Below are 26790 nucleotides of genomic sequence, written 5' to 3'. Positions count from 1 at the left end.
CTGTGGCGCTCCCGGTCGGGGCCCGGCGGCGCGGTGCGCGCGGGCCTGCTGTGCGCGACACGGTACCGCCAACCGGGGGTGGTCAGCGGAGCAGGACCACCTCGACCTCGGCGCCGGGCTCGACGGCCTCGACGTCCTCGGGGACGACGATCAGCGCGTCGGCCCGCGCGAGGGCGGCCACCAGGTGGGAGCCGGCGCCGCCGACCGGGGTGGCCGTGCCGTCGGCGCAGGTCGCGCGGAGGAACTGGCGCCGGCCCCGGGGCGAGGTCAGCGCCTTCTCCGCGGCCAGCGTGGCGGTGGTCCGCGGCCGGTGCACGTCCGGCAGGCCCATCAGGGTACGGATGGCGGGGCGGACGAAGAGCTCGAAGGAGACGTACGAGGAGACCGGGTTGCCGGGCAGGGCCAGCAGCGGGGTGTGGTCGGGGCCGACGGAGCCGAAGCCCTGGGGCTTGCCGGGCTGCATGGCGAGCTTGCGGAAGTCCACGCCGCCGCCGGGCTCGTCCTCGTCCCCGACGTGGGCGAGGGCCTCCTTGACCACGTCGTACGCGCCGACGCTGACCCCTCCGGTGGTGACCAGCAGGTCGGCGCGGACCAACTGGTCCTCGATGGTGGAGCGCAGGGTGTCGGCGTCGTCGGCGACGGCGCCGACGCGGTAGGCGATGGCGCCGGCGTCGCGGGCCGCCGCGGTGAGGGCGAAGCTGTTGGAGTCGTAGATCTGGCCGTGGGCCAGTTCCTCGTCGGGCTGGACGAGTTCGCTGCCGGTGGAGAGCACCACGACTCGCGGGCGCGGGTGCACCCGGACCCGGCCGCGGCCGATGGCGGCGAGCAGCGAGATCTGCGGCGGGCCGAGCACCGTGCCGGCCTCCAGGGCGAGGTCGCCGGCCCGCACGTCGTCGCCCGCCGAGCGCACATGGGCACCGGGTCCGGCCGGGCGGTGGACGAGGACCTGGCCCTCGGCGCCCTCGGGGGCCAGGCTGCGGGCGCGCATGCCGTCGACGGGGCCCCCGCCGAGGCCCCCGTCGGTCCACTCGACCGGGACGACGGTCTCGGCGCCGGGCGGCAGCGGGGCGCCGGTCATGATGCGCGCGGCCTGGCCGGGGCCGACCCGCAGTTCCTCGGCGGCCCCGGCGGCGACGTCCCCGACGACCTCCAGGGCGGCCGGGTACTCCTCGCTCGCGCCCGCCACGTCGGCGACGCGGACGGCGTACCCGTCCATGGAGCTGTTGTCGAAGGGGGGCAGGGAGACCGGCACCGTGACGTCGTCGACCAGGACGCACCCCTGGGCGTCGAGCAGGTTCAGCTCGATGGGCTCCAGGGGGCGGACGGTGGAGAGGATGTCGTCCAGGTGGTCCTCCACCGTCCACAGTCCGCCGGCGCCCGGGGTGTGGTCCGGGCCCCCGCGGTCGTGGCCGGCGGCACGGTGCTCGGCGCTGCTCAACGTCCTTACATCTCCTCGGCTACGTAACTGCGGAGCCAGGTCCGGAAGTCCGGGCCCAGGTCCTCACGTTCGCATGCGAGGCGGACGATGGCACGCAGGTAGTCGCCGCGGTCGCCGGTGTCGTAGCGGCGGCCCTTGAAGACGACGCCGTGCACCGGGCCGGCGACCTTCTCGTCGGCCGCGAGCTGCTGGAGGGCGTCGGTGAGCTGGATCTCGCCGCCGCGGCCCGGCTCGGTGGTGCGGAGTATGCCGAAGATGCCCGGGTCGAGGACATAGCGGCCGATGATGGCGTAGTTGGAGGGGGCCTCGGCCGGGTCGGGCTTCTCGACGAGCCCGGAGACCTTGACCACGTCCGAGTCGCCGGTGGCCTCGACGGCGGCGCAGCCGTAGAGGTGGATCTGCTCGGGCTCGACCTCCATGAGGGCGACGACGCTGCCGCCGTACTGCGCCTGGACGTCGATCATGCGCTGGAGCAGGGGGTCGCGCGGGTCGATCAGGTCGTCGCCGAGCAGGACGGCGAAGGGCTCGTCGCCGACGTGCGGGGCGGCGCAGAGCACGGCGTGGCCGAGGCCCTTGGGGTCGCCCTGGCGGACGTAGTGGATCATCGCCAGGTCGCTGGACTCCTGGACCTTGGCCAGCCGGCCGGCGTCGCCCTTCTTCTGGAGGGCCGACTCGAGTTCGTAGTTGCGGTCGAAGTGGTCCTCCAGGGGGCGCTTGTTGCGGCCCGTGACCATGAGGACGTCTCCGAGACCCGCGGACACGGCCTCTTCGACCACATACTGGATCGCCGGCTTGTCGACGACCGGCAGCATCTCCTTGGGAGTCGCCTTGGTGGCCGGGAGGAACCGGGTTCCGAGGCCCGCTGCGGGGATGACAGCCTTGCTGATCCTGGGGTGGGACTGAGTCATGCCCGCCACCCTATCCGGTGAATTCCGGGGCCCTTCCCGGGTCCGGGACACCGGTCCGGGACAGGGTCACGACAACGGTACGGGAGCGAGCCGTGAGCGGTACGAGGGGTGCGGACGGGTCCGGGAAGCGGGCGCTGCGACGGGCGTTGCTCGCCGCGCGGGAGGCGCTGGAACCGGGCGAGGTGGAGGCCGCGGCCGGGGAGCTGGCGGCCCGTGCCCTCACGCTGCCGGAGCTGGCGGGGGCGCGTTCGGTGGCGGCGTACGTCTCGGTGGGCGCCGAACCGGGCACGCTCGCGCTGCTGGACGCGCTGCGCGCCCGGGGGGTGCGGGTGCTGCTGCCGGTGCTGCTCGCCGACAACGACCTGGACTGGGGCGCCTACACGGGGCCCGGCTCGCTGACGCGGGTGCGGCACGGCGGGCGGATGGAGCTGTGCGAACCGTCCGGGGAGAAGCTGGGGCCGGAGGCGGTGACGGCCGCGGACGCGGTGCTGCTGCCGGGGGTGGCGGTCGACGGGCGCGGGATGCGGCTGGGGCGCGGGGGCGGCTCCTACGACCGGGTGCTGGCCCGGCTGGAGCGGGCGGGGGCCCGCCCGGCGCTGCTGGTGCTGCTCTACGACGCGGAGGTCGTCGAGCGGGTCCCGGCGGAGCCGCACGACCGGCCGGTGGACGCGGTGGTGACGCCGTCGGGAATCCGGCGGTTCCCGATGTCCCGGGAATGAGAGAAGGGCCTCCACGCGCGTGGAGGCCCTTCCCGTACCGCTCTGTGGCCGCCCCCGGGGGGCCGGCCGGCGTGTCGCCGTCGCTCAGGGCTTGAGGACCAGCGTGTCGCCGGTGCTCTTGTCGACCGCGTCCTTCGAGAAGGACCAGGGGAGCAGCTTGCCGTCGGCCCACTTGCCGGTCTGGTCGGTGTAGTGGGCGCTGAAGGCGTGGCCGGAGGCGCCGGTGAGGTTGATCCAGCGGGACTTGTCGAGGTCGCCGAGGTTGACCACCATCCGCATGGACGGCACCCATACGACCCCGTAGCCGCCGGCCGCGTTCCAGCCGGTGGCGTTGACCGCGGCCTCGCCGCCGCTGAGCTTCCACGGGCCGCGGTTGAGGGCGTACTTCAGGAAGCCGGGGCCCTCGGTGCCCAGGGTCTGGTTCTTGAGGAACAGGCGGTGCAGCCGGCCCCAGTTCCAGGTGTCGATGTCCTTGCCGAGCTTGGCGGTCAGCTCCCAGCGGGCGTCGACCATGGCCCGCTTGAACAGGTCGTCCCGGTTGTCGGCGGCCTCGCGGGTGCCGGAGACCGGCGTGGACCACCACTCGCTCTTCGGGTCGTCCATGAGCGTGCGGACCACCTCGAACCAGCGGTCGCCGCCGTCCGGCTGGGCCTGGTCGGCGTCGCGCTGGCCGCACTCGCGGACCTTGTTGGTGGGGTCGGCGGGGCCGGTGGTGTTGACCGGGTCGACCCACAGGCACTGGCCCTTGACCCGCAGCTCCTTGGGGAGCTTGTTGCCGAAGGCCAGCTTGAGGATGTTGCGCCACACGGAGTTGAAGTAGGCGGCGGCGGCCGAGTCGGCCTCCTGGGTGTAGTCCCAGCCCTCCAGCAGGCGCTGCGCCTGGCGGACGTCCTTGTCCTCGACGTCGATCTTCAGCAACTGCGGCACGAGCAGCTTGGCGATCTCACTGCTGTTGTCGATCTGCATCTGGCGCATGTCGTCGGTGGAGATCTTGCCGCCGTCCTTGATCTTCTGCTCGATCAGGGAGTTGATGCGCTGGCTGCGGGTGCCGTAGCCCCAGTCCGTGGTGAGGGTGTGGGGGTAGGCGTCGGGGCCGATGACGGCCTGGTTGGCGGTGACGATGTAGCCGCGGTCGGGGTCGTACTCGTACGGCATCTCGTCCGCGTCGAGGTACTCGCCGGTCCAGCGGTACTTGGGGTCCCAGCCGGGGACGGGCAGCGAGCCGTCGTGGCCCTCGGCGCGCACCGGGACCTTGCCGGGCAGGGTGTAGCCGATGTGGCCCTCGGTGTCGGCGTAGACGAGGTTCTGCGAGGGCACGTCGAAGAGCGCGGCGGCCTCGCGGAAGTCGTTCCAGTTCTTGGCGCGGTCGATGGCGAAGACGGCGTCCATGGTGGTGCCGGCCTCCAGCGCGGTCCAGCGCAGGGAGATGCCGTAGCCGTCGCCGCGGTCGGGGGCGAGGGTGTCGACGGTGGCCTTCTTGCCGACCTTGACCAGTTCGGCGTCGCGGTCGGAGAGCAGCGGGCCGTTGCCGGTCTCGCGGACGACGATCTTCTTGGCGGGGCCGCCGGCGACCTTGATGGTCTCCTCGCGGGTCGTGAAGGGCACCACCTTGCCGTCGTACTGGTACCCCTCGCCGGTGATCTTCTCCAGGTAGAGGTCGGTGACGTCGGCGCCGGAGTTGGTCAGGCCCCAGGCGATGTCGCCGTTGTGGCCGATGACCACGCCGGGCATGCCCGCGAAGGTGTAACCCGACACGTCGTACTGGCACTTGGCGGAGACCTCGCGGCAGTGCAGGCCCATCTGGTACCAGACGGACGGCAGCGCCGGCGAGAGGTGCGGGTCGTTGGCGAGCAGCGGCTTGCCGGTGATGGTGTGGTCGCCGGAGACGACCCAGGAGTTGGAGCCGATGCCGTCGCCGTTCACGCCGACGGCGGTGGGCAGTCCGGACAGGACCTCCTGGAGCCCGGCCAGTTGGCTCTCCAGGGCGCCCGCCGCGCCGGCCGGGAGACCGGTGCCGGTGCCGGTGCCCGTGCCGGCCGGGAGACCGGTGCCCGTGCCTGTGCCTGTCCCCGTACCCGTACCGGTACCGGTACCGCTCGCGCCGCCGTCGTACGTCCCGGTCAGCTCGTCGTAGCCGCCCTCCTGGACGATCGCCTTGTTCCGGCCGAACGGGTACGCCGGGTACAGGTCGGCGATCTGCTTCGGGCCGAGGCGGCTGGTCATCAGGGCGCGGTCGATCTCGTCCTGCATGTTGCCGCGCAGGTCCCAGGCCATCGCCTTCAGCCAGGCGATCGAGTCGACCGGCGTCCAGGTCTGCGGCGTGTAGTCGTTGGTGAAGCCGAGCGCCGCGTACTCCAGGGAGATGTCCGCGCCGTCCTTGCCCGCGAGGTAGGCGTTGACGCCCTTCGCGTACGCCTGGAGGTACTTCTTCGTGGAGTCCGACAGCGTCTCGTCGTACTCCTTCTTCGCCACCCGGTGCCAGCCCAGGGTGCGCAGGAAGGCGTCGTTCTTGACCTGGCCCTTGCCGAACATCTCCGACAGGCGCCCGGCGGTCAGGTGGCGGCGCACGTCCATCTCGTAGAACCGGTCCTGCGCCTGGACGTACCCCTGCGCCATGAACAGGTCCTCCTCGGAGGACGCGTAGATCTGCGGGACGCCGTACCCGTCGCGCTTCACGTCGACCGGCCCCGACAGCCCCTCCAGCGTGAGCGAGCCCGTGGTCTGCGGGAAGGACGCCCGCACGGTGCCGACGGACCAGTACGCCCCGTAGGCGAGGCCGCCGATGAGGGCCAGGACCAGGACCAGGACGAGCAGGCGCGCTTTGCGCCCCTTCTTCCTGCCGGACTTGACGGGCTGCTGGCCCGTGGTGGCGGTGGTGTTGGGGGGCATCGCTGTCCTTGCTGTCCTAACACGAGCGGCAGGGGCGGGCTGTGCTTCGTACTGAGCGCTGGAGCAACTGTAGGCGCAGGGCGTGCTCCCCCTTGACGCGGAGTCGGGTACCGGCACGCACGGGCGTTCGATCATGCCAACCCTCGCGTCAAGAAAGCGTCAAGAGTTAGGTAAGGTAACGAAGTAGTCGTCCGCGGGGTCCCTCGGCTTCGTGTGCCATGTACGTGCCTCAGGCCCGCCGTCGTACGGGCACTGTGCACCAGGGAAGGATTCGGCCGCTGACTGTCCACGACCTCAACCAGCTTCTGCTCGTCTGCTCGCTGGTCCTGCTCGTCGCCGTCGCGGCGGTGCGGATCTCCTCGCGCAGCGGGCTTCCCAGCCTGCTCATCTACCTGGCCATCGGCATCGCCATGGGCCAGGACGGCCTAGGCCACATCCGGTTCGACCGGCCCGAGCTGGTCCAGGTCATCGGGTACGCGGCCCTCGTGGTGATCCTGGCCGAGGGCGGCCTCGGCACCAAGTGGAAAGAGATCCGGCCGATACTCCCGGCCGCCTCCGCGCTGGCCCTGGTGGGCGTCGCGGTGAGCGTCGGCGTGACCGCGGCCGGCGCCCACTACCTGACGGGGCTGGAATGGCGCCAGGCACTGATCATCGGTGCGGTGGTCTCCTCCACGGACGCCGCGGCCGTCTTCTCGGTGCTGCGGAGAATCCCCCTGCCCGCGCGCGTGACGGGCACCCTGGAGGCCGAGTCCGGCTTCAACGACGCCCCGGTCGTCATCCTCGTCGTCTCCTTCTCCATGGCCGGGCCGATCGAGCACTGGTACGTGCTGCTGGGCGAGATAGCGCTGGAGCTGGCCATCGGCGCGGCCATCGGGCTCGCGGTGGGCTGGCTGGGCTCCTGGGGGCTGCGGCACGTGGCCCTGCCCGCCTCCGGCCTGTACCCCATCGCCGTGATGGCCATCGCCGTCGCCGCCTACGCGACCGGCGCCATGGCCCACGGCAGCGGCTTCCTCGCCGTCTACCTGGCCGCCATGGTCATGGGCAACGCGCGCCTGCCGCACTGGCCCGCCACCCGCGGCTTCGCCGACGGCCTCGGCTGGATAGCGCAGATCGGCATGTTCGTGCTGCTGGGCCTACTGGTCACGCCGCACGAGCTGGGCGACGACATCCTCCCCGCCCTGATCATCGGGCTGGTGCTGACCATGGTGGCCCGTCCGCTGAGCGTGGTGCTGTGCCAGACGCCGTTCCGGGTGCCGTGGCAGGAGCAGGCCCTCATGTCGTGGGCGGGGCTGCGCGGCGCGGTGCCCATCATCCTGGCGACCATCCCGATGGTGGAACACGTCGGGGGCAGCCGCCGGATCTTCAACATCGTCTTCGTGCTGGTCGTCGTCTACACCCTGGTCCAGGGCCCGACCCTGCCCTGGCTCGCCCGTCTGCTGGGCCTCGGCAAAGGCGAGGAGACCGCCGACCTCGGCGTCGAGTCCGCGCCCCTGGAACGGCTCCGCGGGCACCTGCTCTCCGTCACGGTCCCCGAGGGCTCCCGCATGCACGGCGTGGAGATCAGCGAACTGCGGCTGCCGGCCGGGTCCGCCGTCACCCTCGTGGTCCGCGACGGCACCTCCTTCGTGCCGCTGCCGACGACGGGGCTGCGGCGCGGGGACGAACTCCTCGTGGTCGCCACCGACCCGGTCCGCGACGCCGCGGAGGCGCGGCTGCGCGCGGTCGGCCGCGGCGGCAAGCTCGCCGGGTGGCTGGGGACGAACGGGGCCGGCGGCTCCGGCGGGGCCGGCGGCCCGGGTGGCAGGGGCGGTGGTGCCGGTGGTGCTGGTGGCGCAGGAGGTGTCGGAGGTGCCGGTGGGACGAGCAAGGCGCGTCGGCGGGCGGGCGGGCCCGTGGGGTGAGGGACGGGTGCCGGCGGGGCCGCCGGGCCGCCCGCCGGGTCACGGTGCTTGGCTTGCGGGAGCGGGGGTCGGCGGAGCGCGCGTGCTCGCTTTCACAGGTGCCGGCCGGCCCTTCCCCTGTACGATAAAGGCGGCACCAGATCGAACCAACTCTGCCTGACGCAGAGCTGGCGCGACCGTATGGCGGCCGGAACGCCCCCTTCCGCACCGGGCTCCGGTATCTACCGCAGTCCGCGCAAGAGGACAGCTCTCGGCGCTCCCCGGTGGCCGCCACGACGGGGACCGCGCTACCAGGCGGCGGAAAGGCACGGACCGTGGCAGCCGCGGTCACCCCGTCGAAGAACCCATCGGAAGGCACCCCGGGCACACCACCCGCCCGTCCCGGCTACGGCCGGCTCCTGCGCACGCGCGGGGCGTGGACCTTCCTGCTCCCGGGCTTCGCCGCCCGTCAGCCCTTCGCCATGCTGACGATCTCCATCGTGCTCCTCGTCCAGCACACCACCGGCTCCTACGGCGTCGCGGGCGCCGTCGCCGCCACCACCGGCGTCTCCATGGCGCTCTGCGCGCCCTACGTCGGACGGCTCGCCGACCGGTACGGGCAGCGCGCCGTCCTGGTCCCCGGCGTCCTCGTGCACACCGTGGCCGGACTCGGCCTGACAGCCCTCGCCCTCGCGCACGCGCCCCTGTGGGCCCTGTTCGCGGCGGCCGTCCCGACCGGCGCCTCGGTGCCGCAGATCGGGCCCATGGTGCGTGCCCGCTGGGGCGCGAAGCTCAAGGGCTCGCCGCTGATGAGCACCGCGGCGGCCTTCGAATCGGTCACCGACGAGCTGACCTTCGTCCTCGGCCCGCTGCTGGCGACCGCGCTGTGCACCGGCGTGACCCCGGCCGCCGGCCTGGTCGCGGAGGCCGGGCTGACCCTCGTGGGCGGCCTGCTGTTCGCCGCCAGCCGCAGCACCCAGCCGGCCCCCGGCCGCACCGGGGACGGCTCCACGCGCGTGCCGCACGCCTCCGCCCTGCGGGTGCCCGGTGTGCGCGTGCTGATCGCCGCCTTCCTCGGCATCGGCGCCGTCTTCGGCGGCATGCAGGTCTCCCTCGCCGCCTTCACCGAGTCGATCGGCCAACCCGGCCTGAACGGCGTCCTGTACGGCGTCTTCGCCGCCGGCAACATGCTCTCCGGCCTCGTCTGCGGCGCGCTCGCCTGGAAGGCGGCCCCGCACCACCGCCTCCTCGTCGGCTACACCGCCCTGGCGCTGACCGCCTCGGGCCTGTGGGCGGCCCACTCGGTGCCCGTGCTGGCGGGGCTGGGACTGCTGGTCGGCGTCTGCGTCGCGCCCGCCCTGGTCACCGGGTACACCCTGGTCGACAGCCTGGTGCCGGCCGGGGCGCGCACCGAGGCGTTCACCTGGCTCACGGGGGCCGTGGCGCTCGGGCAGGCGACGGCCGTCACGGTCGCCGGGCAACTGGAGGACCGCCTCTGGGACGGCGCCGGGTTCCTGGTCCCGGCGGGCGGCACGCTGCTCGCGCTGGCGGTGCTGCTGACCTTGCGGTCCTGGCTGGCGGGGCCCTCGCGGGGGCGCACCGTCGCACGTGGTGTCGGTCACCGCGCGCCTGCCGCAGTGGACTGATCCCCCGGAATACGTCACTATGGAGCGTCGTTAGCACTCATCGAGTGAGAGTGCCAGGAGGAACAACAGTGCCGACCTACCAGTACCAGTGCACCGCCTGCGGCGAGGGCCTCGAAGCGGTGCAGAAGTTCACCGACGACGCCCTGACCGAGTGCCCGAGCTGCCAGGGGCGCCTGAAGAAGGTGTTCTCGGCGGTCGGCATCGTCTTCAAGGGCTCCGGTTTCTACCGCAACGACAGCCGCGGCGGCTCCTCGGGCAGCTCCACCCCCGCGAAGTCGCCCGCCGCGTCGTCCTCGTCGTCGTCCTCGTCGTCGTCCACCTCGGCGTCGTCGGGTTCGTCCGCCGGCTCCTCCGGTGCTTCCTCCGGCTCCGGGTCGTCGTCCTCCAGCAGCTCCAGCGGGAGCACGACCGCCGCGTAGAGCCGCCCGCTCTCCTCGGGTCCCCGTCGTCACCGGACGACGGGGACCTCGGTGTTTGCGCTCCCGGTGGGTGCCCGGCGGGCATTCCCGGATGCCCGGGTCGGCCGTTAGGGTGCGGGCATGGCGAACACGGTGAGTGCCGAGATCGGCGTGATCGGCGGCTCCGGCTTCTACTCGTTCCTCGACGACGTGAGCGAGGTCGAGGTGGACACGCCGTACGGGCCGCCCAGCGACTCGCTGTTCGTCGGCGAGATCGCGGGCCGGCGGGTCGCCTTCCTGCCCCGGCACGGCCGCGGCCACCATCTGCCGCCGCACCGGATCAACTACCGGGCCAACCTGTGGGCCCTGCGCGCCGTCGGCGTCCGCCAGGTGCTCGGCCCCTGCGCGGTGGGCGGCCTGCGTCCCGAGTACGGTCCGGGCACGCTGCTGGTGCCCGACCAGTTCGCCGACCGGACCAAGTCCCGGCCCTCGACGTACTTCGACGGCATGCCGCTGCCCGACGGCACGTTGCCCAACGTGGTGCACGTCTCGCTCGCCGACCCGTACTGCCCCGCCGGCCGGACGGCCGCGCTGAAGGCGGCCCGGGGGCGGGACTGGGAGCCGGTGGACGGAGGCACCCTCGTGGTGGTCGAGGGGCCGCGCTTCTCCACCCGTGCCGAGTCCCTGTGGCACCGGGCGCAGGGCTGGTCGGTGGTGGGCATGACCGGCCACCCGGAAGCGGCCCTCGCCCGTGAACTGGAGCTGTGCTACACGTCCTTGACCCTCGTCACCGACCTCGACGCGGGCGCGGAGAACGGCGACGGCGTCTCGCACGACGAGGTGCTGCGGGTCTTCGCCGCCAACGTGGACCGGCTGCGGGGCGTCCTGTTCGACACGGTGGCCGCGCTGCCGGCGGAGGCCGAGCGGGACTGCGCGTGCGGGCGGGCCCTCGGCGGCATGGACCCGGGGATCACCTTGCCGTAGCGGGGCGCGGGGCGGCCGTCGGGGCCGTTGGACCGGGCGGAACGCCCCGTTCGGGTGGGGGAGTTATCCACAATCCGTCGGTCGTCCACGGGCGCCGGCGGGGCGCGGCGCGAAGCCTCATCGTGGGGACACCAGCCGATCTCACCGCAGGTGGTGCTCACCGTGTCTTCCACGTCTCCTACCTCTCCTTCCGCCGCCCTCCCCCGGGAGGTCCCGGTCACCTTCCGCACCGGCGCCCCCGCCGTCGCCCTCCCGCCCCCTCCGCCCGGTACGGACACACCGCCCACCGGCGAGGTGCCGCCCTTCGCCCCGGTGCGCGTGCGCGGCGGACTGCTCGGGCCACGCCGGCTCCTGCGGCACCGGCGGCGCCTGGTGGCGGCCGGGCTCGCGGTCACCGCCGCGTCGCTCGTCGCGGCGGGCGCGCGGCCGGGCACCCAGGCGCCCGAGGAGGCGCGGGCGCGGGCCCGTCCGGTGGCGGACCGGGTGCCGGAGGGAGCGCCCGGCGCGCTGGTGACGGCTCCGGTACGGATCGCCGATGCGGCCACGGTACGGCTGCTCCGGCCCGGCGACCGGGTCGACGTGGTCGCGGCCGGTCCGGACGGCACGGGCACGGGGACCGCGGTCCTCGCGCGCGGGGCGCGGGTGGCGAAGGTGCCGGAGCCGGTGCCCGGGGCGGTCGCCGGGGACGGGGCGCTGGTCGTGCTCTCGGTGCCCCGCGACACCGCCCACCGGCTGGCCGGCGCGGGGACCTTGTCACGGTTGGCGGTGATTCTTTGCTGACGCTGTCAAGTCACTCTTTCGAGGGGTGCGATTGGACAGGACGGCCCAAGGCTGACGTAGGTTGCGAATCGTTTTGTTCGCCGATCTGTTCATGCGAGGAGTGCTACCGAGGTGAGCGAGAAGAAGGAACCGAACATCCTGGACGGCTTCAAAGCCTTCCTGATGCGCGGAAACGTCGTCGATCTGGCGGTCGCGGTGGTCATCGGCGCCGCCTTCAGCGACATCGTCAACTCGGTGGTGAAAGGCATCATCAACCCGCTGGTCGGCGCGTTCGGCACGCAGAACCTGGACGGCTACAGCTCGTGCCTGAAGGGCCGGTGCACCGGCTCGGGCGACACGGCGACCGGGGTGCAGATCCTCTGGGGTTCGGTGCTCGGCGCCACCCTGACGTTCCTGATCACGGCGGCCGTCGTCTACTTCCTGATGGTCCTGCCCATGTCCAAGTACCTGGCCCGCCAGGAGGCCCGCCGGAAGGCGAAGGAGGGCACCCAGGAGGTCATCGAGGTCTCGGAGCTGGAGGTCCTCAAGGAGATCCGCGACGCGCTGATCGCGCAGCGCGGCTCGGGCCACGACCGGGAGTGACACCGGCGGCCGGCCGGGCCGCCCGCCCACGGCGGGCACCGGTCCGGCCGGCTCAGAGGTGGTGCGGCGGCTTCTCGTCGAGGAAGCGCTTCAGGTCGGCCGCGCCCCCGCCCTCGGTCCGCTCGCCCCACCCGCGGTCGGTGTCGTCCGAGGACTGCTGGTCCAGCGGGTCATCGAAGACCAGGCCGGGCCGGGGCCCACTCGACTCGGATGCGGAGACGCTACTCATACCCCCAGAGTACGACCCCCGCACACACCATCCGACGCCCCCGCACGAGCCACCCTGCCGGGGGACCCCGGCAGGCCGCCGCCAAACGGCGCGGGCCTGCCCCCGGACGGCGCCACGCTGCTCCCCGTGGTGGACGCGGCCCCGCCGTCCGCAAGCACGTCCGCTCCCCGTCTGCTGTGCTGGGAGTCATGACGTCCGGTCCCCCGCCCGCCGCCACCCCGCCCGGCTCCCCGGGCCCGTCCGGCCCGTCCGGCCCATCTGGATCGGCCGGCGGTCACCGCCCGCTGCGCCCGCTCACCGCACGGGACCGGCACGAGCCGCACCGGGTCTCCTCCCCGCTGGAACTCCTCTTCGACCTGTGCTTCGTCGTGGCCGTCGCCCAGGCGGGCGCCCAGTTGGTGCACGCGGTCTCCGAGGGGCACACCGGCGAGGGCATCCTCAACTACGCGATGGTCTTCTTCGCCATCTGGTGGGCCTGGATGAACTTCACCTGGTTCGCCTCCGCCTACGACAACGACGACGTGCTCTACCGGGTCATGACCCTGGTGCAGATCGCGGGCGTGCTGGTGCTGGCGGCCGGGATCTCCCGGGCCTTCGCCGGCCACGACTTCCTGGCGGTCTGGCTGGGCTACGTCATCATGCGGATCGCCATGTCGGCGCAGTGGCTGCGGGCGGCCCGCGGCGCGGCGCCCGCGGAGCGCCTGATGGCCCGCAGATACGCGGTCGGGGTGCTGGTCTGCCAGATCGGATGGCTCGGCCTGGTGCTCCTGCCGCAGGGCGGCCGGCTGTGGCTGTTCCTGGTGATGGCGCTGCTGGAGATGTGCGTGCCGCTGATCGCGGAGTGGCGGCACCCCTCCTCCTGGCATCCGCACCACGTCGCGGAGCGGTACGGCCTGTTCACGATCATCGTGCTCGGCGAGACCATCGCCGCGGCCACGGTGGCGGTGAAGTCGGGCATCGACGAGCACGACGCGCTGCACGAGGTGCTGCCCATCGCGGTGGGCGGGCTGCTGATCGTCTTCGCCGCCTGGTGGATCTACTTCGGGGTGCCCATCCACGGCCGGCTGCGGTCCAGCCGGGAGGCGTTCCTGTGGGGGTACGGCCACTACCTGGTGTTCGCCTCGGCGGCGGCGATCGGCGCGGGGCTGGAGGTGGCCGTGGACCACGCGGTCGGCAAGGAACACGTCTCGGCCCTGGCGGCGTCCGCCGCGGTGACGCTGCCGACGGCGCTGTACCTGCTCACGGTGTGGGTGCTGCACTCGCGCCACTTCAAGGCCGGCATCTCCCAGCAAGTGGTGCTGCCCATGGCCGCGTTGCTGGTGATCTGCTGCACCTTCCTCGGGGACCTGGCGGTGCTCGCGGCCGGGGTCGTGCTGGCCGTCGCGGTGGCGTCCGAGGTGGTGCTGAGCGCCCGCCGGGGCGCCGCGCGCCGGGGCCCGGCGGCGCCGGCCGCCTGATACCGGCGGGGACGCGGCCCGCTGGACGACACTGTCGGCATGACAGTGGACGCGGTGACGGACGTGGCGGGCGTGCGGGTCGGACATGCGACGCGCAGCGGTGACGGATGGCTCACGGGCACCACGGTGGTGCTCGCGCCGGAGGGCGGCGCGGTCGCCGCCGTGGACGTGCGCGGCGGCGGTCCCGGCACCAAGGAGACCGACGCCCTGGACCCGCGCAACGTGGTGCAGAGGGTCGAGGCGGTCGTCCTGACTGGCGGCAGCGCCTACGGGCTGGACGCGGCGTCCGGGGTGATGTCGTGGCTGGAGGAGAGGGGGCGCGGGATTCGCGTCGGGCCGGACCCGGCGCACGTGGTGCCGGTGGTACCCGCCGCCTGCGTCTTCGACCTGGGGCGCGGCGGCGACTTCCGGGCCCGGCCGGACGCGGCCACCGGGCGGGCGGCGGTGGAGGCCGCCCACGCGAGCGCGCCCGGCGCCCCCGTGGCCGAGGGGTGCGTCGGGGCCGGTACGGGAGCCGTGGCCGGGACCCTGAAGGGCGGGGTCGGCACGGCGAGCACGGTGCTGGACTCGGGGATCACGGTGGCGGCGCTGGTGGTGGCCAACGCGGCGGGGTCCGCGCTGGACCCGGAGACCGGCGTGCTGTACGGGGAGCTGTTCGCGGGGCGGCGGGTGACGTACCCGGCGCGGGAGGTGCACGAGGCGGCGCGGCGGCGCCTGGACGAGGTCGCGGCGCTCAACGCCCCTCCCCCGCTCAACACCACCCTCGCCGTGGTCGTCACGGACGCGGACCTGTCGCGGGCGCAGGCCCAGAAGCTGGCCGGCACGGCGCACGACGGCATCGCGCGCGCCGTCCGCCCGGTGCACCTGCTCACCGACGGGGACACGGTCTTCACCCTGGCGACCGGGCGGCGCCCGCTGGAGGCCGGGCAGCCGCTCGCGCTGAACGAGGTGCTGGCGGCGGGCGCCGACGTGGTGACGCGGGCGATCGTGCGCGCCGTACGGGCCGCCGCCCCGGTGGAGGGACCGGGCGGCGCCTGGCCGTCGTACGGGCTGCTCTACGGCGCGGGCGACGGGGCCGGCGACCGCGCGGGCGAGGCCCCGTAGCGGACGGGCCCGGGGCCCGCGAAGCGGCGGGGAGGAGTGCCGGGCCGGGAACGGGGCATGCTGTAGGGCAATCCAAGAGGGGTGCCGGCAGGGTTTTTTGACGGTCCATCGGGTCCCGCGGAAACTTTTCGCGTGGGCGGCGCGTTTTTCGAGCAGGCGTTTTCCCGGTTCCGGGGTACGACGTCCGACCGAGGGGCTACGGTATGCACCCACAAGGTGACATGCAGCAACGCCGGGAGAAACCTTGAGCGTTCCGTACGACACGGCAGCGTACGAACCACCCGAGTCGCCCGAGTCTCCGGAGGAGCACCTCGCGCGACTGCTCGGCCGCGCGCTGAACTCGTTCGAGCTGCCCGACGAGACGGTGCGGCGGGTGGAGGGCGCGCTGGCGTACGACGACTCGCTGCACTCCGCGCACCACAGCGCGGGTCTGCACCGGGAGACGTACCGGCACACGTGGCTGCTGGCGGACGGTTCGGCGCTCACCCTCTGGGAGCTGGTCCACAACACCGCGCCGCACGGCGCCCCGCAGCACGAGGTGTACGTCGACGAGGAGGAGGCGCGCGCCGCCACCGCCCGGCTGGCGCTGCCGCCGGACTCACCCGGTTTCGAGCTGCCGCTGCCGGTGCGGTTGTCGCCGGTCCCGGCGCCCCGGCACACGTACGTGTCCGACGGATCGGCGGATCACGCGCGCCGGCTGCTGCGCCGTGCGGAGAACGCGGACCGTCCGGGTCCGGAGATCGCGGCCCTGCTGGCCACGGCGTCGGCGCACCGGATCACGCAGGCGTTCGGCGGACCCGGCCGCGCGGGCCGGGGCCGGCTCAGCATCTCGCTCTACGAGCACGCCTTCCTGCTGGGCGACGGTGTCGAGATCTCCCTGTGGGAGGTCGAGCACACGGCGACGCCCGACGGGCGCCACATGTGCGAGGTGTACGTCAGCGAGGACGTGGCCCGGCGGACGATGGAGCGGCGCGCGGCCCGGGTCATCTGAGGCTGCCGGCGCCCCGCCCGTACGTGACGGCGAACGGCTCCGGGCCGGGCCCTCGAAAGGGTCCCGGCCCGGAGCCGTATCCGTGTCGGCGCCTGTGACCGTGCCGGTGTGGCTGCGCCGGTGTGGCTGTACCGATGTCGCCGTGCCGGTCCAGCCGTGCCATCAGGCGCCGGGTGTCACACGGTGACCGGCTGCTGGGCCTCGCGGGCCGGGTCGGCCGCCGCGTCCCCGGCGCCCGGGGCGACGGCGGGGGTGCTGCGGCGCAGGCCCTTGAGGAGGACCACCAGGCCGGTGGTGACGCAGACGCCGGCGGCGATGGCGACCAGGTAGAGCAGCGGGTTGCCGATCAGCGGGACCACGAAGATGCCGCCGTGCGGGGCGCGCAGCGTCGCGCCGAAGGCCATCGACAGCGACCCGGTGAGGGCGCCGCCCACCATGGAGGCGGGGATCACGCGCAGCGGGTCGGCCGCGGCGAACGGGATGGCTCCCTCGGAGATGAAGGAGGCGCCGAGCACCCAGGCGGCCTTGCCGTTCTCGCGCTCGGTGGCGTTGAAGAGCTTGCCGCGCACGGTGGTGGCCAGGGCCATCGCCAGCGGCGGGACCATGCCGGCCGCCATGACCGCCGCCATGATCTTCATCGCCGAGTCGCTCGGGCTGGAGACCGCGATGCCGGCCGTGGCGAAGGTGTAGGCGACCTTGTTGACGGGCCCGCCGAGGTCGAAGCACATCATCAGGCCGAGCAGCGCGCCGAGCAGGACCGCGTTGGCGCCGGAGAGGCCGTTGAGCCAGTCGGTCATGCCCTGCTGCGCGGAGGCGATGGGCTTGCCGATCACCACGAACATCAGGAAGCCGACGATCGCCGAGGAGATCAGCGGGATCACGACCACCGGCATGATGCCGCGCAACGCCGCCGGGATACGCAGCCGTTGGATCGCCATCACCACCGCACCGGCGATCAGACCGGCCGCCAGACCGCCGAGGAAACCGGCGTTGATGGTGAGCGCGATCGAACCGCCGACGAAGCCGGGCACGATACCGGGCCGGTCGGCCATGCCGTAGGCGATGTAACCGGCCAGGACCGGCACGAGGAAGCCGAAGGCCACGCCGCCGATCTGGAAGAGCAGCGCCGCCCAACTGTCCGCCTGCAACCAGGCGAAGTGCTCCATCACGGACGGGGCCTTGTCGACCTCGTAGCCGCCGATGGCGAAGCCGAGGGCGATGAGCAGACCACCCGCGGCGACGAACGGGACCATGTAACTGACGCCGGACATCAGCCACTTGCGGAGCTTGGTGCCGTAGCCCTCGCCGCCCTCGCCGGTGCGCTCGACGGGCGTGGTGCCCGGGGCGGCGGCCGAGGTGACCTCGCCGCGCGCGGCCTTGTCGCGGACCTCGGCGATCAGTTCGCCGGGCCGGTTGATGCCGGCCTTGACGCCGGTGTCGACGGTGGGCTTGCCGGCGAAGCGCTCCTTGTCGCGCACCGGCACGTCGTGGGCGAAGATCACGCCGTCCGCGGCATCGATCACCGCCGGGTCGAGCCGGGTGAAGCCGGCCGAGCCCTGCGTCTCGACGACGACCTCGACGCCCGCCTCGCGGCCCGCCTTCTCCAGCGACTCGGCCGCCATGTAGGTGTGCGCGATGCCGGTGGGGCAGGAGGTGACGGCGACGATACGGAACGGACGCCCGGCGCCCGCGGACGCAACCTCGGCGGTCCCGGCGCTCGGGCCGTTCTCGCCCTTCCCGGGTGCGGCGGTGGTGGCCGTGGCGGGGCCCGCGGAGGCCGCCGCCGGCCCCGCCACGGAGTCCTCGGAGGCACCGGAGGCGGAGCCTGCGGCGTCTCCCGTGCCCTCCGCGCCCCCGGCCGGGGACGGTTCCGTCGCCGGGGACTCGTCGCCGCGGATCAGGGCCGCGGCGGCCTCCGCGTCGTCCACCGACCGCAGCGCGGAGGTGAAGTCGGCGTTCATCAACTGCCGGGCCAGCGAGGAGAGGATCGTCAGGTGGGCGTCGTCCGCGCCCGCCGGCGCGGCGATCAGGAAGATCAGGTCGGCCGGACCGTCCGCCGCTCCGAAGTCGATGCCGCGCGCGCTGCGCCCGAAGGCGAGCGTGGGCTCGGTGGCGTGCTCGCTGCGGCAGTGCGGGATGCCGATGCCGCCGTCGAGGCCGGTCGGCATCTGCGCCTCCCGGGCCGCGACGTCGGCGAGGAAGCCCTCCAGGTCGCTCACGCGGCCCTGGGCCACCATCCGTTCGGCGAGGGCACGTGCCGCCGCTTCCTTCGTGTCGGCGGACAGGTCGAGGTCGACCAGGTCCGCGGTGATCATCTCGCTCATCGCGGGCTCCTTCGCTCGCGTATCGCCCGGAACGTGGGGTGGTGGGCGGGGGTGGGGACGGGGGTACTGCGGTGGGGGACGGGGCGGGCCCCGGCCGGGGCGCCGGGATCGGGGAGGGACAGGGGGGAGGCAAGGGTCACGGGGGCGGACCGGGACCGGTCCAGGGTCCGTCGGCTCATGGCACCGGCTCCGTCAGCGGACGGTCGACGGGGACGCGGGCCGTGACGGTCACCGCGGCCGGGTCCAGATCGGCCGGCGTCGGCATCACGCTGCCGGGGAGCTGCACCGCGGCGGCGCCGTGGGCGACGGCGGAGGCGAGGGCCTGCGGGCCGGCGCCCCCGGCGACGAGGAAACCGGCGAGGGAGGAGTCCCCCGCGCCGACGTTGCTGCGTACGGCGTCCACGCGGGCGCTGCCGTACCAGGTGCCGGTGTCGGACACGAGCAGTTGCCCGTCGGCCCCGAGGCTGGCCAGGACGGCGACCGCGCCCAGTTCGCGCAGTTCCTCGGCGGCCTTGACCGCGTCGCCGATGGTGGCGAGCGGACGGCCGACGACCTCGGCGAGTTCCTCGGCGTTGGGCTTGACCACGTCGGGGCGCTCGCCCAGCGCCTGGCGCAGTGCCGGCCCGGAGGTGTCGAGGGCGATACGGACCCCGGCGGTGTGCGCCCGCGCGACCAGCTCGGCGTACCAGGAGGGGGCCAGGCCGCGCGGGAGGCTGCCGCAGCAGGCGATCCAGTCGGCGTCGTGGGACTGGCGGCGGACGGTGTCGAGGAGCAGTTCCCGTTCGGCCTCGGTGAGTTCGGGGCCGGGGGCGTTGATCTTCGTCAGGACGCCGTCGGCCTCGGCGAGGGCGATGTTCGAGCGGGTCGCCCCGGTGATCGGCACCGGCGCGACCTCGATGCCCTGCGCGTCGAGCAGGTCGGCGACGAGGGCGCCCGGTGCTCCGCCCAGCGGCAGGACGGCGACCGTGCGCCGGCCGGCGGCGGTGACCGCGCGCGAGACGTTGACGCCCTTGCCGCCCGGGTCGACGCGCTCCCCGGTGGCCCGGACCACTTCGCCCCGGTCGAGGGAGGGCACCTCGTAGGTGCGGTCCAGGGAGGGGTTGGGGGTGACGGTGAGGATCATGCTCGTACCACTTCCGTGCCGTCGCGCTCGATGGCGGTGGCGTCTTCCGGGCTCAGCCCGCTGTCGGTGATCAGCAGGTCCACGTCGCCCAGGCCGCCGAAGCGGGCGAAGTGCTCCTGGCCGTGCTTGGAGGAGTCGGCGAGCAGGACGACCCGGCGGGCGGAGGCGACGGCGGCCCGCTTGACCGCGGCCTCGGCGAGGTCGGGGGTGGTCAGCCCGTGCTCGGCGGAGAAACCGTTGGCCGCGAGGAGCACCACGTCGGCGCGGATCTCGCTGTAGGCGCGCAGGGCCCAGGCGTCCACGGCGGCGCGGGTACGGTGCCGGACGCGTCCGCCGACCAGATGGAGCTGGATGCCGGGGTGGTCGGCGAGGCGGGCGGCGATGGGCAGGCTGTGGGTGACGACGGTGAGCGCCGCCTCGGGCGGCAGGGCGGAGGCCAGCCGGGCCACCGTGGAACCGGCGTCGAGGATCATCGTGCCCTCGGCGGGCACCTCGGCCAGGGCGGCCTTGGCGATCCGGTCCTTCTCGTCGGCGGCGGTGGTCTCGCGCTCGGCGAGGTCCGGCTCGAAGTCGAGGCGTCCGGCCGGAATGGCGCCGCCGTGCACCCGGCGGAGCAGCCCGGCGCGGTCGAGGGCCTTCAGGTCGCGGCGGATGGTCTCCGCGGTGACCTGGAACTCCTCGGCCAGCGACACCACGTCGACCCGGCCGCCGTCCCGGGCGAGCCGGAGGATCTCCTGCTGTCGCTCGGGTGCGTACATGCCCCTTCACCTCCGACTTGTGCCCGAACCTGTGACTTCACTGGGAGAGTACGTCCCATTTTCCGGAAAGTAAATACGTAAACAGAAGTGAACGGACCCAATCGGGCACGAGTGGGCACGGCGATCTCCGGGCAGGACAACGCCCCGCGCGGGCCGCGCCAACACGGACGGGACAGCGCGGAGCAGGGCAGGACTGGGCATGACCGGGCAGGACCAGGCGGTACGCAAACGACGGGAATCGGCAACAATCGGACAGGAAGCCGCACGCGAAGGCCGTCGATGGGCAGGAAGTCACACGGGGAACGGCAGGGCAGTACCGGAACGGCGGTGTCGGCTACGCCCTCCGGGTGCCGTCCCCGCCGTCCCCGCCGTCCTCCCCGCTCCCCCACTCCTCCCAGGGGAAGTGCCGCAGCACCTCCAGGTTGCGCAGGGCCGCGTCCAGGGGGCCCGGCGTCGCCTCGGGAGCGGACGCCCAGTGCTCGACGGCGACCCGGACCGCACCGCTCGCGGTGGCGGCGGCGAAGCGCAGTCGCGGGGAGTCCGCGAGGCGCGCGGCAACGTTGTCGTCACCCCGCGCCGGCCGCGCGGCCAGGGCCTGCGCGAGGGTGCGTTCGGCGGTGTGGCAGACGTCGGCCCACACCCTGCGCAGCGCCGGGCTCTCCTCGGCGAGGCGGATCAGGGCGCCGGCCCACTTCCAGGAGGACGCCGAGACACCGGCGCCGGGCGTGAGGGCGTGCCGGGCGGCGTGCGCGAGGGCCTGCGGCGGGGACAGTTCGGCCGGCGCCGTGCGCACCGCCTCCGCCCAGCGCTGCGCGCCCAGGGCGTAGAGGGGGGCGACGGCCTCTTCCTTGGTGGCGAAATACCGGTAGAAGGTGCGCGGCGCGACACCGGCCGCCTTGGCGATGTCCTCGGCGCGGGTGGCCCGCAACCCCTGCCCCACGAAGAGACGGGCCGCGACGCGGGCGATCTCCATCCGGGTCTCGGCCTTGCGCCGCTCGGCCAGCGACGGGGCCCGGGGTCCGGGCGCGGTGACGGTGGCGGTGGCGGTGGCGGCTTCCGGACCGCCGGCGGGCCCCGGACCGGTGACGGGCCCCGGACCGGTGACGGGCCCCGGACCGGTGACGGGCCCCGGACCGGTGACGGGCTCCGGACCGCCGGCGGGCTCCGGATCAGTGACGGTTTCGCTTTGCGGACCGGTGGTGGGGTGGGTCGCGCGGGTGGTCCTCACGTCGGCAGGCTATGCCCCTGTGGCAGAATCTGCCATCCGGCGGGCCACCCCGGGGTTCAGGTCCGGGGTGCCCCGCCTTCCACCCGCCCGCCGCCCCCGCGGCCCCCGTCACCTCGCCGTTCGTGCCGGAAATACGCACGAAAAGAGCCGGGCCGCCGTGCCCAGGGGGAGGGGCACCGCGGCCCGGCTCGGGGAAGTCCCGGCGCCGGGGGGGAGTACGTCGGGACGTGGTTCGGGGTGTCCGGAAGTCCGGGTGGTCGTGAGGTTCGCGCGCCCGGCCGGGGCCCGGCGCCCACGGGCTCGGGGGCCGGGCGCGGGACGGAACGGTCGGGCGGGCGCGTACGGGTGGATCGGTCGCTCAGGCTTACGGGCGTGCTCATCAGGCGCTTCCGGCGCGTGCCGGCGTACTCGGGTGTGCTCGCCAGGTGTACGGGCGCACCCGCAGGGGCGGGGTGCACGGGCAGGGCGGCTCGGGTCTTCGGGCCGTGTCCGGCCCATGACCCGGATCGATCCCCACGGAACGGATCTGAGGGGATCGGATCTGAGGGGACCTGAGGGGATCGGAAGGGTTCGGTTCGGGTCGAATCGGAGGGCCCGGAGTTCTTGTTCCCGGGCCCCGGCCGGTTGAAGCGGCGTTACACGGCCATGTTCGGATGCCCTTCCGGGCACCCGTCAGGCCGTGGCGGCCGTGGTCACGCGGCGGCTTCGAAGCCGGTGTCGTGGGCCAGCTTCTTCAGCTCCAGCAGCGCGTGCTTCTCGATCTGGCGGATGCGTTCGCGGGTGAGTCCGTGTTCCTTGCCGACCTCGGTCAGGGTGCGCTCCCGGCCGTCGTCGATGCCGTAGCGCATCTTGATGATCGAGGCCGTGCGCGGCTCCAGGCGGCCGATCAGGTCGTCCAGTTCCTCGCTGCGCAGGAGCGTCAGCACCGACTGCTCGGGCGAGACGGCGGAGGTGTCCTCCAGCAGGTCGCCGAACTGGGTCTCGCCCTCGTCGTCCACCGCCATGTTCAGCGAGACCGGGTCGCGGGCCCAGTCGAGCACGTCGACGACGCGCTCCGGCGTGGAGCCCAGCTCGGCGGCGATCTCCGCGGGCTCCGGCTCACGGCCGTGCTCCCGGTTGAACTCGCGCTGCACGCGCCGGATGCGGCCCAGCTCCTCGACGAGGTGGACGGGGAGCCGGATGGTGCGGGACTGGTCGGCGATGGACCGGGTGATGGCCTGGCGAATCCACCAGGTGGCGTACGTCGAGAACTTGAAGCCCTTGCGGTAGTCGAACTTCTCGACCGCGCGGACCAGGCCGGCGTTGCCCTCCTGGATGAGGTCGAGGAGCGGCAGACCGCTGCGGGGGTAGCGGCGCGCGACCGCGACGACCAGGCGGAGGTTGGAGCGGATGAACACGTCCTTCGCGCGCTCGCCCTCCCTCTCCAGCGCCTGGAGTTCCTCACGGGTGGCGTCGGTCCCGGTCTCCTCGTAGCCTGCGAGTATCTGCCGTGCGAACACACCCGCCTCGATCGTCTGGGACAGCTCGACTTCCTTGGCGGCGTCGAGCAGCGGGGTCCGGGCGATCTCGTCGAGGTACATGCCGACCAGATCGCGGTCGGCGAGTTCGCCGCCGTTCGCGCGGACGCTGGTTGCCGCGCCGCTGGTCCGGCCGGTGGCGGACTGACGACGGGCGACGGCACGGGTTGCCATGCGTGCTCCCTTGCGATGGTGGTTCAGCGGGTGGTCCTTCGGACGTGGGGCACTGTGCGGAACGCCTCCGGTCTGCTCTGCTCCGGAACTCTCCTCGGGTGCCCTGCATCCGATGGAAACAACGACTGGAATCCGGACAGAATTCCCAACCCGCCCCCCGATTTTTCTGATCATGCAGTACCCTGTCGAACCGCAGGCGTCCGGCACCCTCACCGGAAGGGGCGGACGGCCAGGTCAGACGGCGGATGTGCGATACTCCCGCGACCCGCCGGCCCCGGGGCGGAGCCCCCGATGAGACTCCCGTCACGTGCTCCGGCACCCCTCCCCCACGGCCTCCCCCCCACGGCCGGACGCCTCGCCACGAGAACGCTCCTGCCCCACCAGACGGTTCCCGCCGCCGAGAGGTTGCCGGAACCACCGCCCGACGGCGGAACGCGGGCGGCGGGGCACCCGGCCCGCCCCACCGCGTGTCGGCACTCAGCCGAACTGCACCGACCGCTTGGCCAGCCCCATCCAGAAGCCGTCGATCACCGACCGCCGCAGGTCCAGCTCACCGGCCGCGTCCGCCGCGCCCATCGTCACGAAGAGCGGGGCGAAGTGCTCGGTGCGCGGGTGGGCCAGCAGCCCCGCCGGGGACTTGTGGGCGAAGTCCAGCAGCCCGTCGACGTCCCCGTCCTCCAGCGCGCGCCGGCCCCAGTCGTCGAACTCGGCGGACCAGGACGGCACCCCGGCCTGGCGCAGGGCGGCCAGGTTGTGGGTGAAGAAGCCGGAGCCGATGATCAGCACGCCCTCGTCGCGCAGCGGCGCCAGCCTGCGGCCGATCTCCATGAGCCGTACCGGGTCGAGGGTCGGCATCGAGACCTGGAGGACCGGGATGTCGGCGTCCGGGTACATCTCGACCAGCGGGACGTAGGCGCCGTGGTCGAGCCCCCGGTCGGGGACGTCCTGCACGGGGGTGCCGGGGGCGCGCAGCAGCTTGCGCACCGAATCGGCGAGTCCGGGGGCGCCGGGGGCCTCGTAGCGCACGCCGTAGTAGTGCTCGGGGAAGCCCCAGAAGTCGTAGACGAGCGGGACGGTCCGGGTGGCGCCGAGGGCGAGGGGCGCCTCCTCCCAGTGGGCGGATACGACGAGGATCGCGCGCGGGCGCGGCAGGCCGGCGGACCAGGCGGCGAGTTCGCCGGGCCAGACGGGGTCGTCGGCGAGCGGCGGGGCACCGTGACTCAGGTACAGGGCGGGCATGCGCTCCTGGGTGGCGGCGGACATGGCGGCGACTCCCTCCTCGGACGTACGGGGCGTACGGCGCGTACGGGACGTACAGCCGTGACCCCCTCATACGGATTACTTGAATTCTCAAGCTATACCCCGAGAGTACGCCGGTTTTGTTTAACGTTCAAGGAGCTGTCTCGTAGAGTGGACGCATGAACAGGGCACCCGGAAACCCTCCCGGCCAGGAACCGCGCTGGCTGACCGCCGAGGAACAGCACGTCTGGCGCTCCTACATCCAGGCCAGCACCCTCCTGGAAGACCACCTCGACCGCCAGCTCCAGCGCGACGCCGGCATGCCGCACGTCTACTACGGGCTCCTCGTCAAGCTCGGCGAGTCGCCCCGGCGGCGGCTGCGGATGACGGAGCTGGCCCGGTACGCGAAGATCACCCGCTCCCGCCTCTCGCACGCCGTCGCCCGCCTGGAGAAGAACGGCTGGGTGCGCCGCGAGGACTGCCCCTCCGACAAGCGGGGCCAGTTCGCCGTGCTCACGGACGAGGGGTACGAGGTGCTCGCCCGGACCGCGCCGGGGCACGTGGACGCCGTACGCCAGGCCGTGTTCGACCGGCTCACCCCGGAACAACAGAAGTCCCTCGGCGAGATCATGCGGATCGTCGCCGAGGGACTGGAACCGGGCGGGACCGGCGCCGACCTGCCCTGGCTGCGCTGAACAAAACGTTCCTCGCGGCCCCGGGCGGGCCGGCGCCGTGGATCAGTGGGCGACCACCGGCACCGCCGGCTCGCCCTCGGCCGCGCCGGCCGGACCGCCGGAGCCCGCGACGGCACCGCGGCCCGGACGGCCCGCGTCGACGAGCGTGAGGGCGATCAGGGCCGCGGTGACCAGGATGCCGACGGCGAACCAGATGGCGCTGGTGTAGCCGTGCACCATGCCCTCCAGCCGGACCAGTTGCCGCTGCGGCTCGGAGCCGGCGCCGCCGATCCGGTCCGCGACGTAGGACGTGGTGGCCGAGGCGGCGATGGTGTTGAGCAGGGCGGTGCCGATCGCGCCGCCCACCTGCTGGGAGGTGTTGACCATGGCGGACGCGACCCCCGCGTCGCGCGGCTCCACGCCCTGGGTCGCCAGGGACATGGCCGGCATGAACGCCGTGCCCATGCCGAGCCCGAGCAGCAGCATCGCGGGCAGCAGTACGGAGGTGTACGAGGAGTCGATCTCCATCCGGGTCAGCAGCAGCATGGCGAGGGCGGCGACCAGGAAGCCGGGGCCCATCAGCAGCCGGGGCGCGACCCGGGTCATCAGCCGGGCGCCGATCTGGGTGGAGCCCGTGATCATGCCCGCGACCATCGGCAGGAACGCGAAGCCCGTGCGGACCGGCGTGTAGCCCTTCACCACCTGGAGGTAGTAGGTCAGGAAGAGGAACAGGCCGAACATGCCGATGACGGCGAGACCGAGGGAGAGGTAGATCCCGGCGCGGCTGCGCTGGGTGATCACGCGCAGCGGCAGCAGCGGTGCCTTCACCCGCGACTCGACCGCCACGAAGGCGAGCAGCAGCACGGCGGCGCCGACGAACATGCCGACGGTGACCGGGTCGCCCCAGCCCTCGGACTCGGCGCGGGTGAAGCCGTAGACCAGCGCGACCAGGCCGAGGGTGGAGAGGACCACGCCGGGGATGTCGAGCGGGGAGCGGTTCCGGCCGCCGCGCGGCTCGTGGACGACGAGGTAGGCGCCGATCGCCGCGACGATGGCGAACGGGATGTTGACGTAGAACGTCCAGCGCCAGTCCAGGTACTCGGTGAGGAATCCGCCGAGGATCAGTCCGACGGCGCCACCGCCGCCGGCGATCGCCCCGTAGATGCCGAACGCCTTGGCGCGTTCCTTGGCGTCGGTGAACATCACGGCGAGCAGGGAGAGCGCGGCGGGCGCGAGCAGGGCGCCGAAGACGCCCTGGAGGGCGCGGGCGCCGAACATCATCATCTCGTTGGTGGCCGCCCCGCCCAGCGCGGAGGCGGCGGCGAAACCGGCCAGACCGGCGAGGAAGGCCCGCCGGCGGCCCCACAGGTCGGCGACGCGCCCGCCGAAGAGCAGCAGCCCGCCGAAGGCGAGGGCGTAGGCCGTGACGACCCACTGCCGGTTGCCGTCGGAGATGCCGAGGTCCTGCTGGGCGGAGGGCAGGGCGATGTTCACGATGGTGGCGTCGAGGACGACCATGAGCTGGGCCAGCGCGATGAAGACGAGCGCCTTCCAGCGTCCGGCGTCCGGGACGCCGGGGGCCTTGACGGCTGCTTCTGACATGGGGGTACCCACTTCGGGACTTCGTGACGGAAAGAGACAGGTAAGCGCGGCGAAACGCCGATAAGCAGATAAAACGGCTGGACGGTGTCGCGCGGTCGGCGGAGGGGTGTCGGAGGTCGTCGGTCAGGGGCTGCCGGGGCCCGGAC

Annotated in this window: 22 protein-coding genes; 11 read left to right on the top strand and 11 right to left on the bottom strand. The window is 73.3% G+C overall.

All coding sequences use genetic code 11. From position 1 onward, the window contains the following. Positions 1-82 precede the first annotated feature (82 nt). Positions 83-1438, bottom strand: a complete 1356-nt coding sequence (gene glp / locus J5Y05_RS23500) for a molybdotransferase-like divisome protein Glp (protein ID WP_210875043.1) — start codon at positions 1436-1438, stop codon at positions 83-85. Between the two features lie 5 nt (positions 1439-1443). Further along, entirely contained in the window at positions 1444-2346 is a 903-nt protein-coding gene (gene galU, locus J5Y05_RS23495) for a UTP--glucose-1-phosphate uridylyltransferase GalU (protein ID WP_210875042.1), read from the bottom strand. 92 nt (positions 2347-2438) lie between these two features. Here galU and J5Y05_RS23490 point away from each other — a divergent pair, with 92 nt between their 5' ends. Further along, positions 2439-3065: a 5-formyltetrahydrofolate cyclo-ligase gene (locus J5Y05_RS23490; RefSeq protein ID WP_210875041.1), complete on the top strand. Its 627-nt coding sequence runs from the start codon at positions 2439-2441 to the stop codon at positions 3063-3065. 84 nt (positions 3066-3149) lie between these two features. Here the strand turns inward: J5Y05_RS23490 and J5Y05_RS23485 are convergent, their stop codons facing one another. Continuing rightward, positions 3150-5954: a penicillin acylase family protein gene (locus J5Y05_RS23485; protein WP_210875040.1), complete on the bottom strand. Its 2805-nt coding sequence runs from the start codon at positions 5952-5954 to the stop codon at positions 3150-3152. Between the two features lie 218 nt (positions 5955-6172). On the opposite strand from J5Y05_RS23485, the gene J5Y05_RS23480 reads away from it, so the two are divergent. The 6 genes from J5Y05_RS23480 to mscL all read left to right on the top strand — a co-directional run bounded on the left by J5Y05_RS23480 (position 6173) and on the right by mscL (position 12224). Then, on the top strand, positions 6173-7855 hold the full coding sequence (locus J5Y05_RS23480; protein WP_210875039.1) for a potassium/proton antiporter: 1683 nt from the start codon (positions 6173-6175) through the stop codon (positions 7853-7855). A gap of 314 nt (positions 7856-8169) precedes the next feature. Further along, positions 8170-9480, top strand: a complete 1311-nt coding sequence (locus tag J5Y05_RS23475) for an MFS transporter (RefSeq protein ID WP_210875038.1) — start codon at positions 8170-8172, stop codon at positions 9478-9480. A 68-nt stretch (positions 9481-9548) separates the two neighbouring features. Further along, the gene (locus tag J5Y05_RS23470; RefSeq protein WP_210875037.1) at positions 9549-9899 is read left to right on the top strand and encodes an FmdB family zinc ribbon protein; all 351 of its coding nucleotides are present in this window, start codon (positions 9549-9551) and stop codon (positions 9897-9899) included. 120 nt (positions 9900-10019) lie between these two features. Beyond that, positions 10020-10862 carry an S-methyl-5'-thioadenosine phosphorylase gene (locus J5Y05_RS23465; RefSeq protein ID WP_210875036.1) on the top strand — a complete coding sequence of 281 codons (843 nt, stop codon included), beginning with the start codon at positions 10020-10022 and terminating at the stop codon, positions 10860-10862. 162 nt (positions 10863-11024) lie between these two features. Further along, positions 11025-11642, top strand: a complete 618-nt coding sequence (locus tag J5Y05_RS23460; RefSeq protein ID WP_307854057.1) for a hypothetical protein — start codon at positions 11025-11027, stop codon at positions 11640-11642. A 111-nt stretch (positions 11643-11753) separates the two neighbouring features. Continuing rightward, positions 11754-12224 carry a large conductance mechanosensitive channel protein MscL gene (mscL, locus tag J5Y05_RS23455; protein ID WP_210875035.1) on the top strand — a complete coding sequence of 157 codons (471 nt, stop codon included), beginning with the start codon at positions 11754-11756 and terminating at the stop codon, positions 12222-12224. Between the two features lie 52 nt (positions 12225-12276). Here the strand turns inward: mscL and J5Y05_RS23450 are convergent, their stop codons facing one another. Then, the gene (locus J5Y05_RS23450) at positions 12277-12453 is read right to left on the bottom strand and encodes a hypothetical protein (RefSeq protein WP_210875034.1); all 177 of its coding nucleotides are present in this window, start codon (positions 12451-12453) and stop codon (positions 12277-12279) included. A 188-nt stretch (positions 12454-12641) separates the two neighbouring features. On the opposite strand from J5Y05_RS23450, the gene J5Y05_RS23445 reads away from it, so the two are divergent. The 3 genes from J5Y05_RS23445 to J5Y05_RS23435 all read left to right on the top strand — a co-directional run bounded on the left by J5Y05_RS23445 (position 12642) and on the right by J5Y05_RS23435 (position 16005). Beyond that, entirely contained in the window at positions 12642-13910 is a 1269-nt protein-coding gene (locus J5Y05_RS23445; RefSeq protein WP_210875033.1) for a low temperature requirement protein A, read from the top strand. A gap of 39 nt (positions 13911-13949) precedes the next feature. Further along, positions 13950-15014 (top strand): P1 family peptidase, encoded by a 1065-nt coding sequence (locus J5Y05_RS23440; protein ID WP_210875032.1) that lies wholly within the window; start codon positions 13950-13952, stop codon positions 15012-15014. Positions 15015-15258: 244 nt separating this feature from the next. Continuing rightward, the gene (locus tag J5Y05_RS23435) at positions 15259-16005 is read left to right on the top strand and encodes a DUF6227 family protein (RefSeq protein ID WP_210875031.1); all 747 of its coding nucleotides are present in this window, start codon (positions 15259-15261) and stop codon (positions 16003-16005) included. A gap of 176 nt (positions 16006-16181) precedes the next feature. On the opposite strand, the gene J5Y05_RS23430 is transcribed toward J5Y05_RS23435, so the two are convergent. From J5Y05_RS23430 to J5Y05_RS23405, 6 genes are all read right to left on the bottom strand, one after another. Further along, positions 16182-18329 carry a PTS fructose transporter subunit IIABC gene (locus tag J5Y05_RS23430; protein WP_210875030.1) on the bottom strand — a complete coding sequence of 716 codons (2148 nt, stop codon included), beginning with the start codon at positions 18327-18329 and terminating at the stop codon, positions 16182-16184. 175 nt (positions 18330-18504) lie between these two features. After that, positions 18505-19452, bottom strand: coding sequence for a 1-phosphofructokinase (gene pfkB / locus J5Y05_RS23425; RefSeq protein WP_210875029.1), 948 nt, complete (start codon positions 19450-19452; stop codon positions 18505-18507). Further along, a complete protein-coding gene (locus J5Y05_RS23420) occupies positions 19449-20210 on the bottom strand; it encodes a DeoR/GlpR family DNA-binding transcription regulator (protein WP_210875028.1) in 762 nt (253 codons plus the stop codon). The genes pfkB and J5Y05_RS23420 overlap by 4 nt, the downstream gene beginning before the upstream one ends. A gap of 334 nt (positions 20211-20544) precedes the next feature. After that, complete coding sequence (locus J5Y05_RS23415) at positions 20545-21183, bottom strand: TetR/AcrR family transcriptional regulator (RefSeq protein WP_210875211.1); 639 nt, start codon at positions 21181-21183, stop codon at positions 20545-20547. 947 nt (positions 21184-22130) lie between these two features. Then, the gene (locus J5Y05_RS23410; protein ID WP_210875027.1) at positions 22131-23129 is read right to left on the bottom strand and encodes a sigma-70 family RNA polymerase sigma factor; all 999 of its coding nucleotides are present in this window, start codon (positions 23127-23129) and stop codon (positions 22131-22133) included. A 477-nt stretch (positions 23130-23606) separates the two neighbouring features. After that, complete coding sequence (locus J5Y05_RS23405) at positions 23607-24392, bottom strand: dioxygenase family protein (RefSeq protein WP_210875026.1); 786 nt, start codon at positions 24390-24392, stop codon at positions 23607-23609. Positions 24393-24547: 155 nt separating this feature from the next. Between J5Y05_RS23405 and J5Y05_RS23400 the strand changes: the two genes are divergently transcribed. Beyond that, entirely contained in the window at positions 24548-25063 is a 516-nt protein-coding gene (locus tag J5Y05_RS23400) for a MarR family winged helix-turn-helix transcriptional regulator (RefSeq protein ID WP_210875025.1), read from the top strand. 42 nt (positions 25064-25105) lie between these two features. Here J5Y05_RS23400 and J5Y05_RS23395 read toward each other — a convergent pair whose 3' ends face one another. Next, a complete protein-coding gene (locus J5Y05_RS23395) occupies positions 25106-26644 on the bottom strand; it encodes an MFS transporter (RefSeq protein ID WP_210875024.1) in 1539 nt (512 codons plus the stop codon). Positions 26645-26790: the final 146 nt, after the last annotated feature.

Source organism: Streptomyces tagetis (genome assembly GCF_018069565.1).
GTDB classification, from domain to species: Bacteria; Actinomycetota; Actinomycetes; order Streptomycetales; family Streptomycetaceae; genus Streptomyces; species Streptomyces tagetis.
This window is presented reverse-complemented; position numbering and strand designations above follow the sequence as displayed.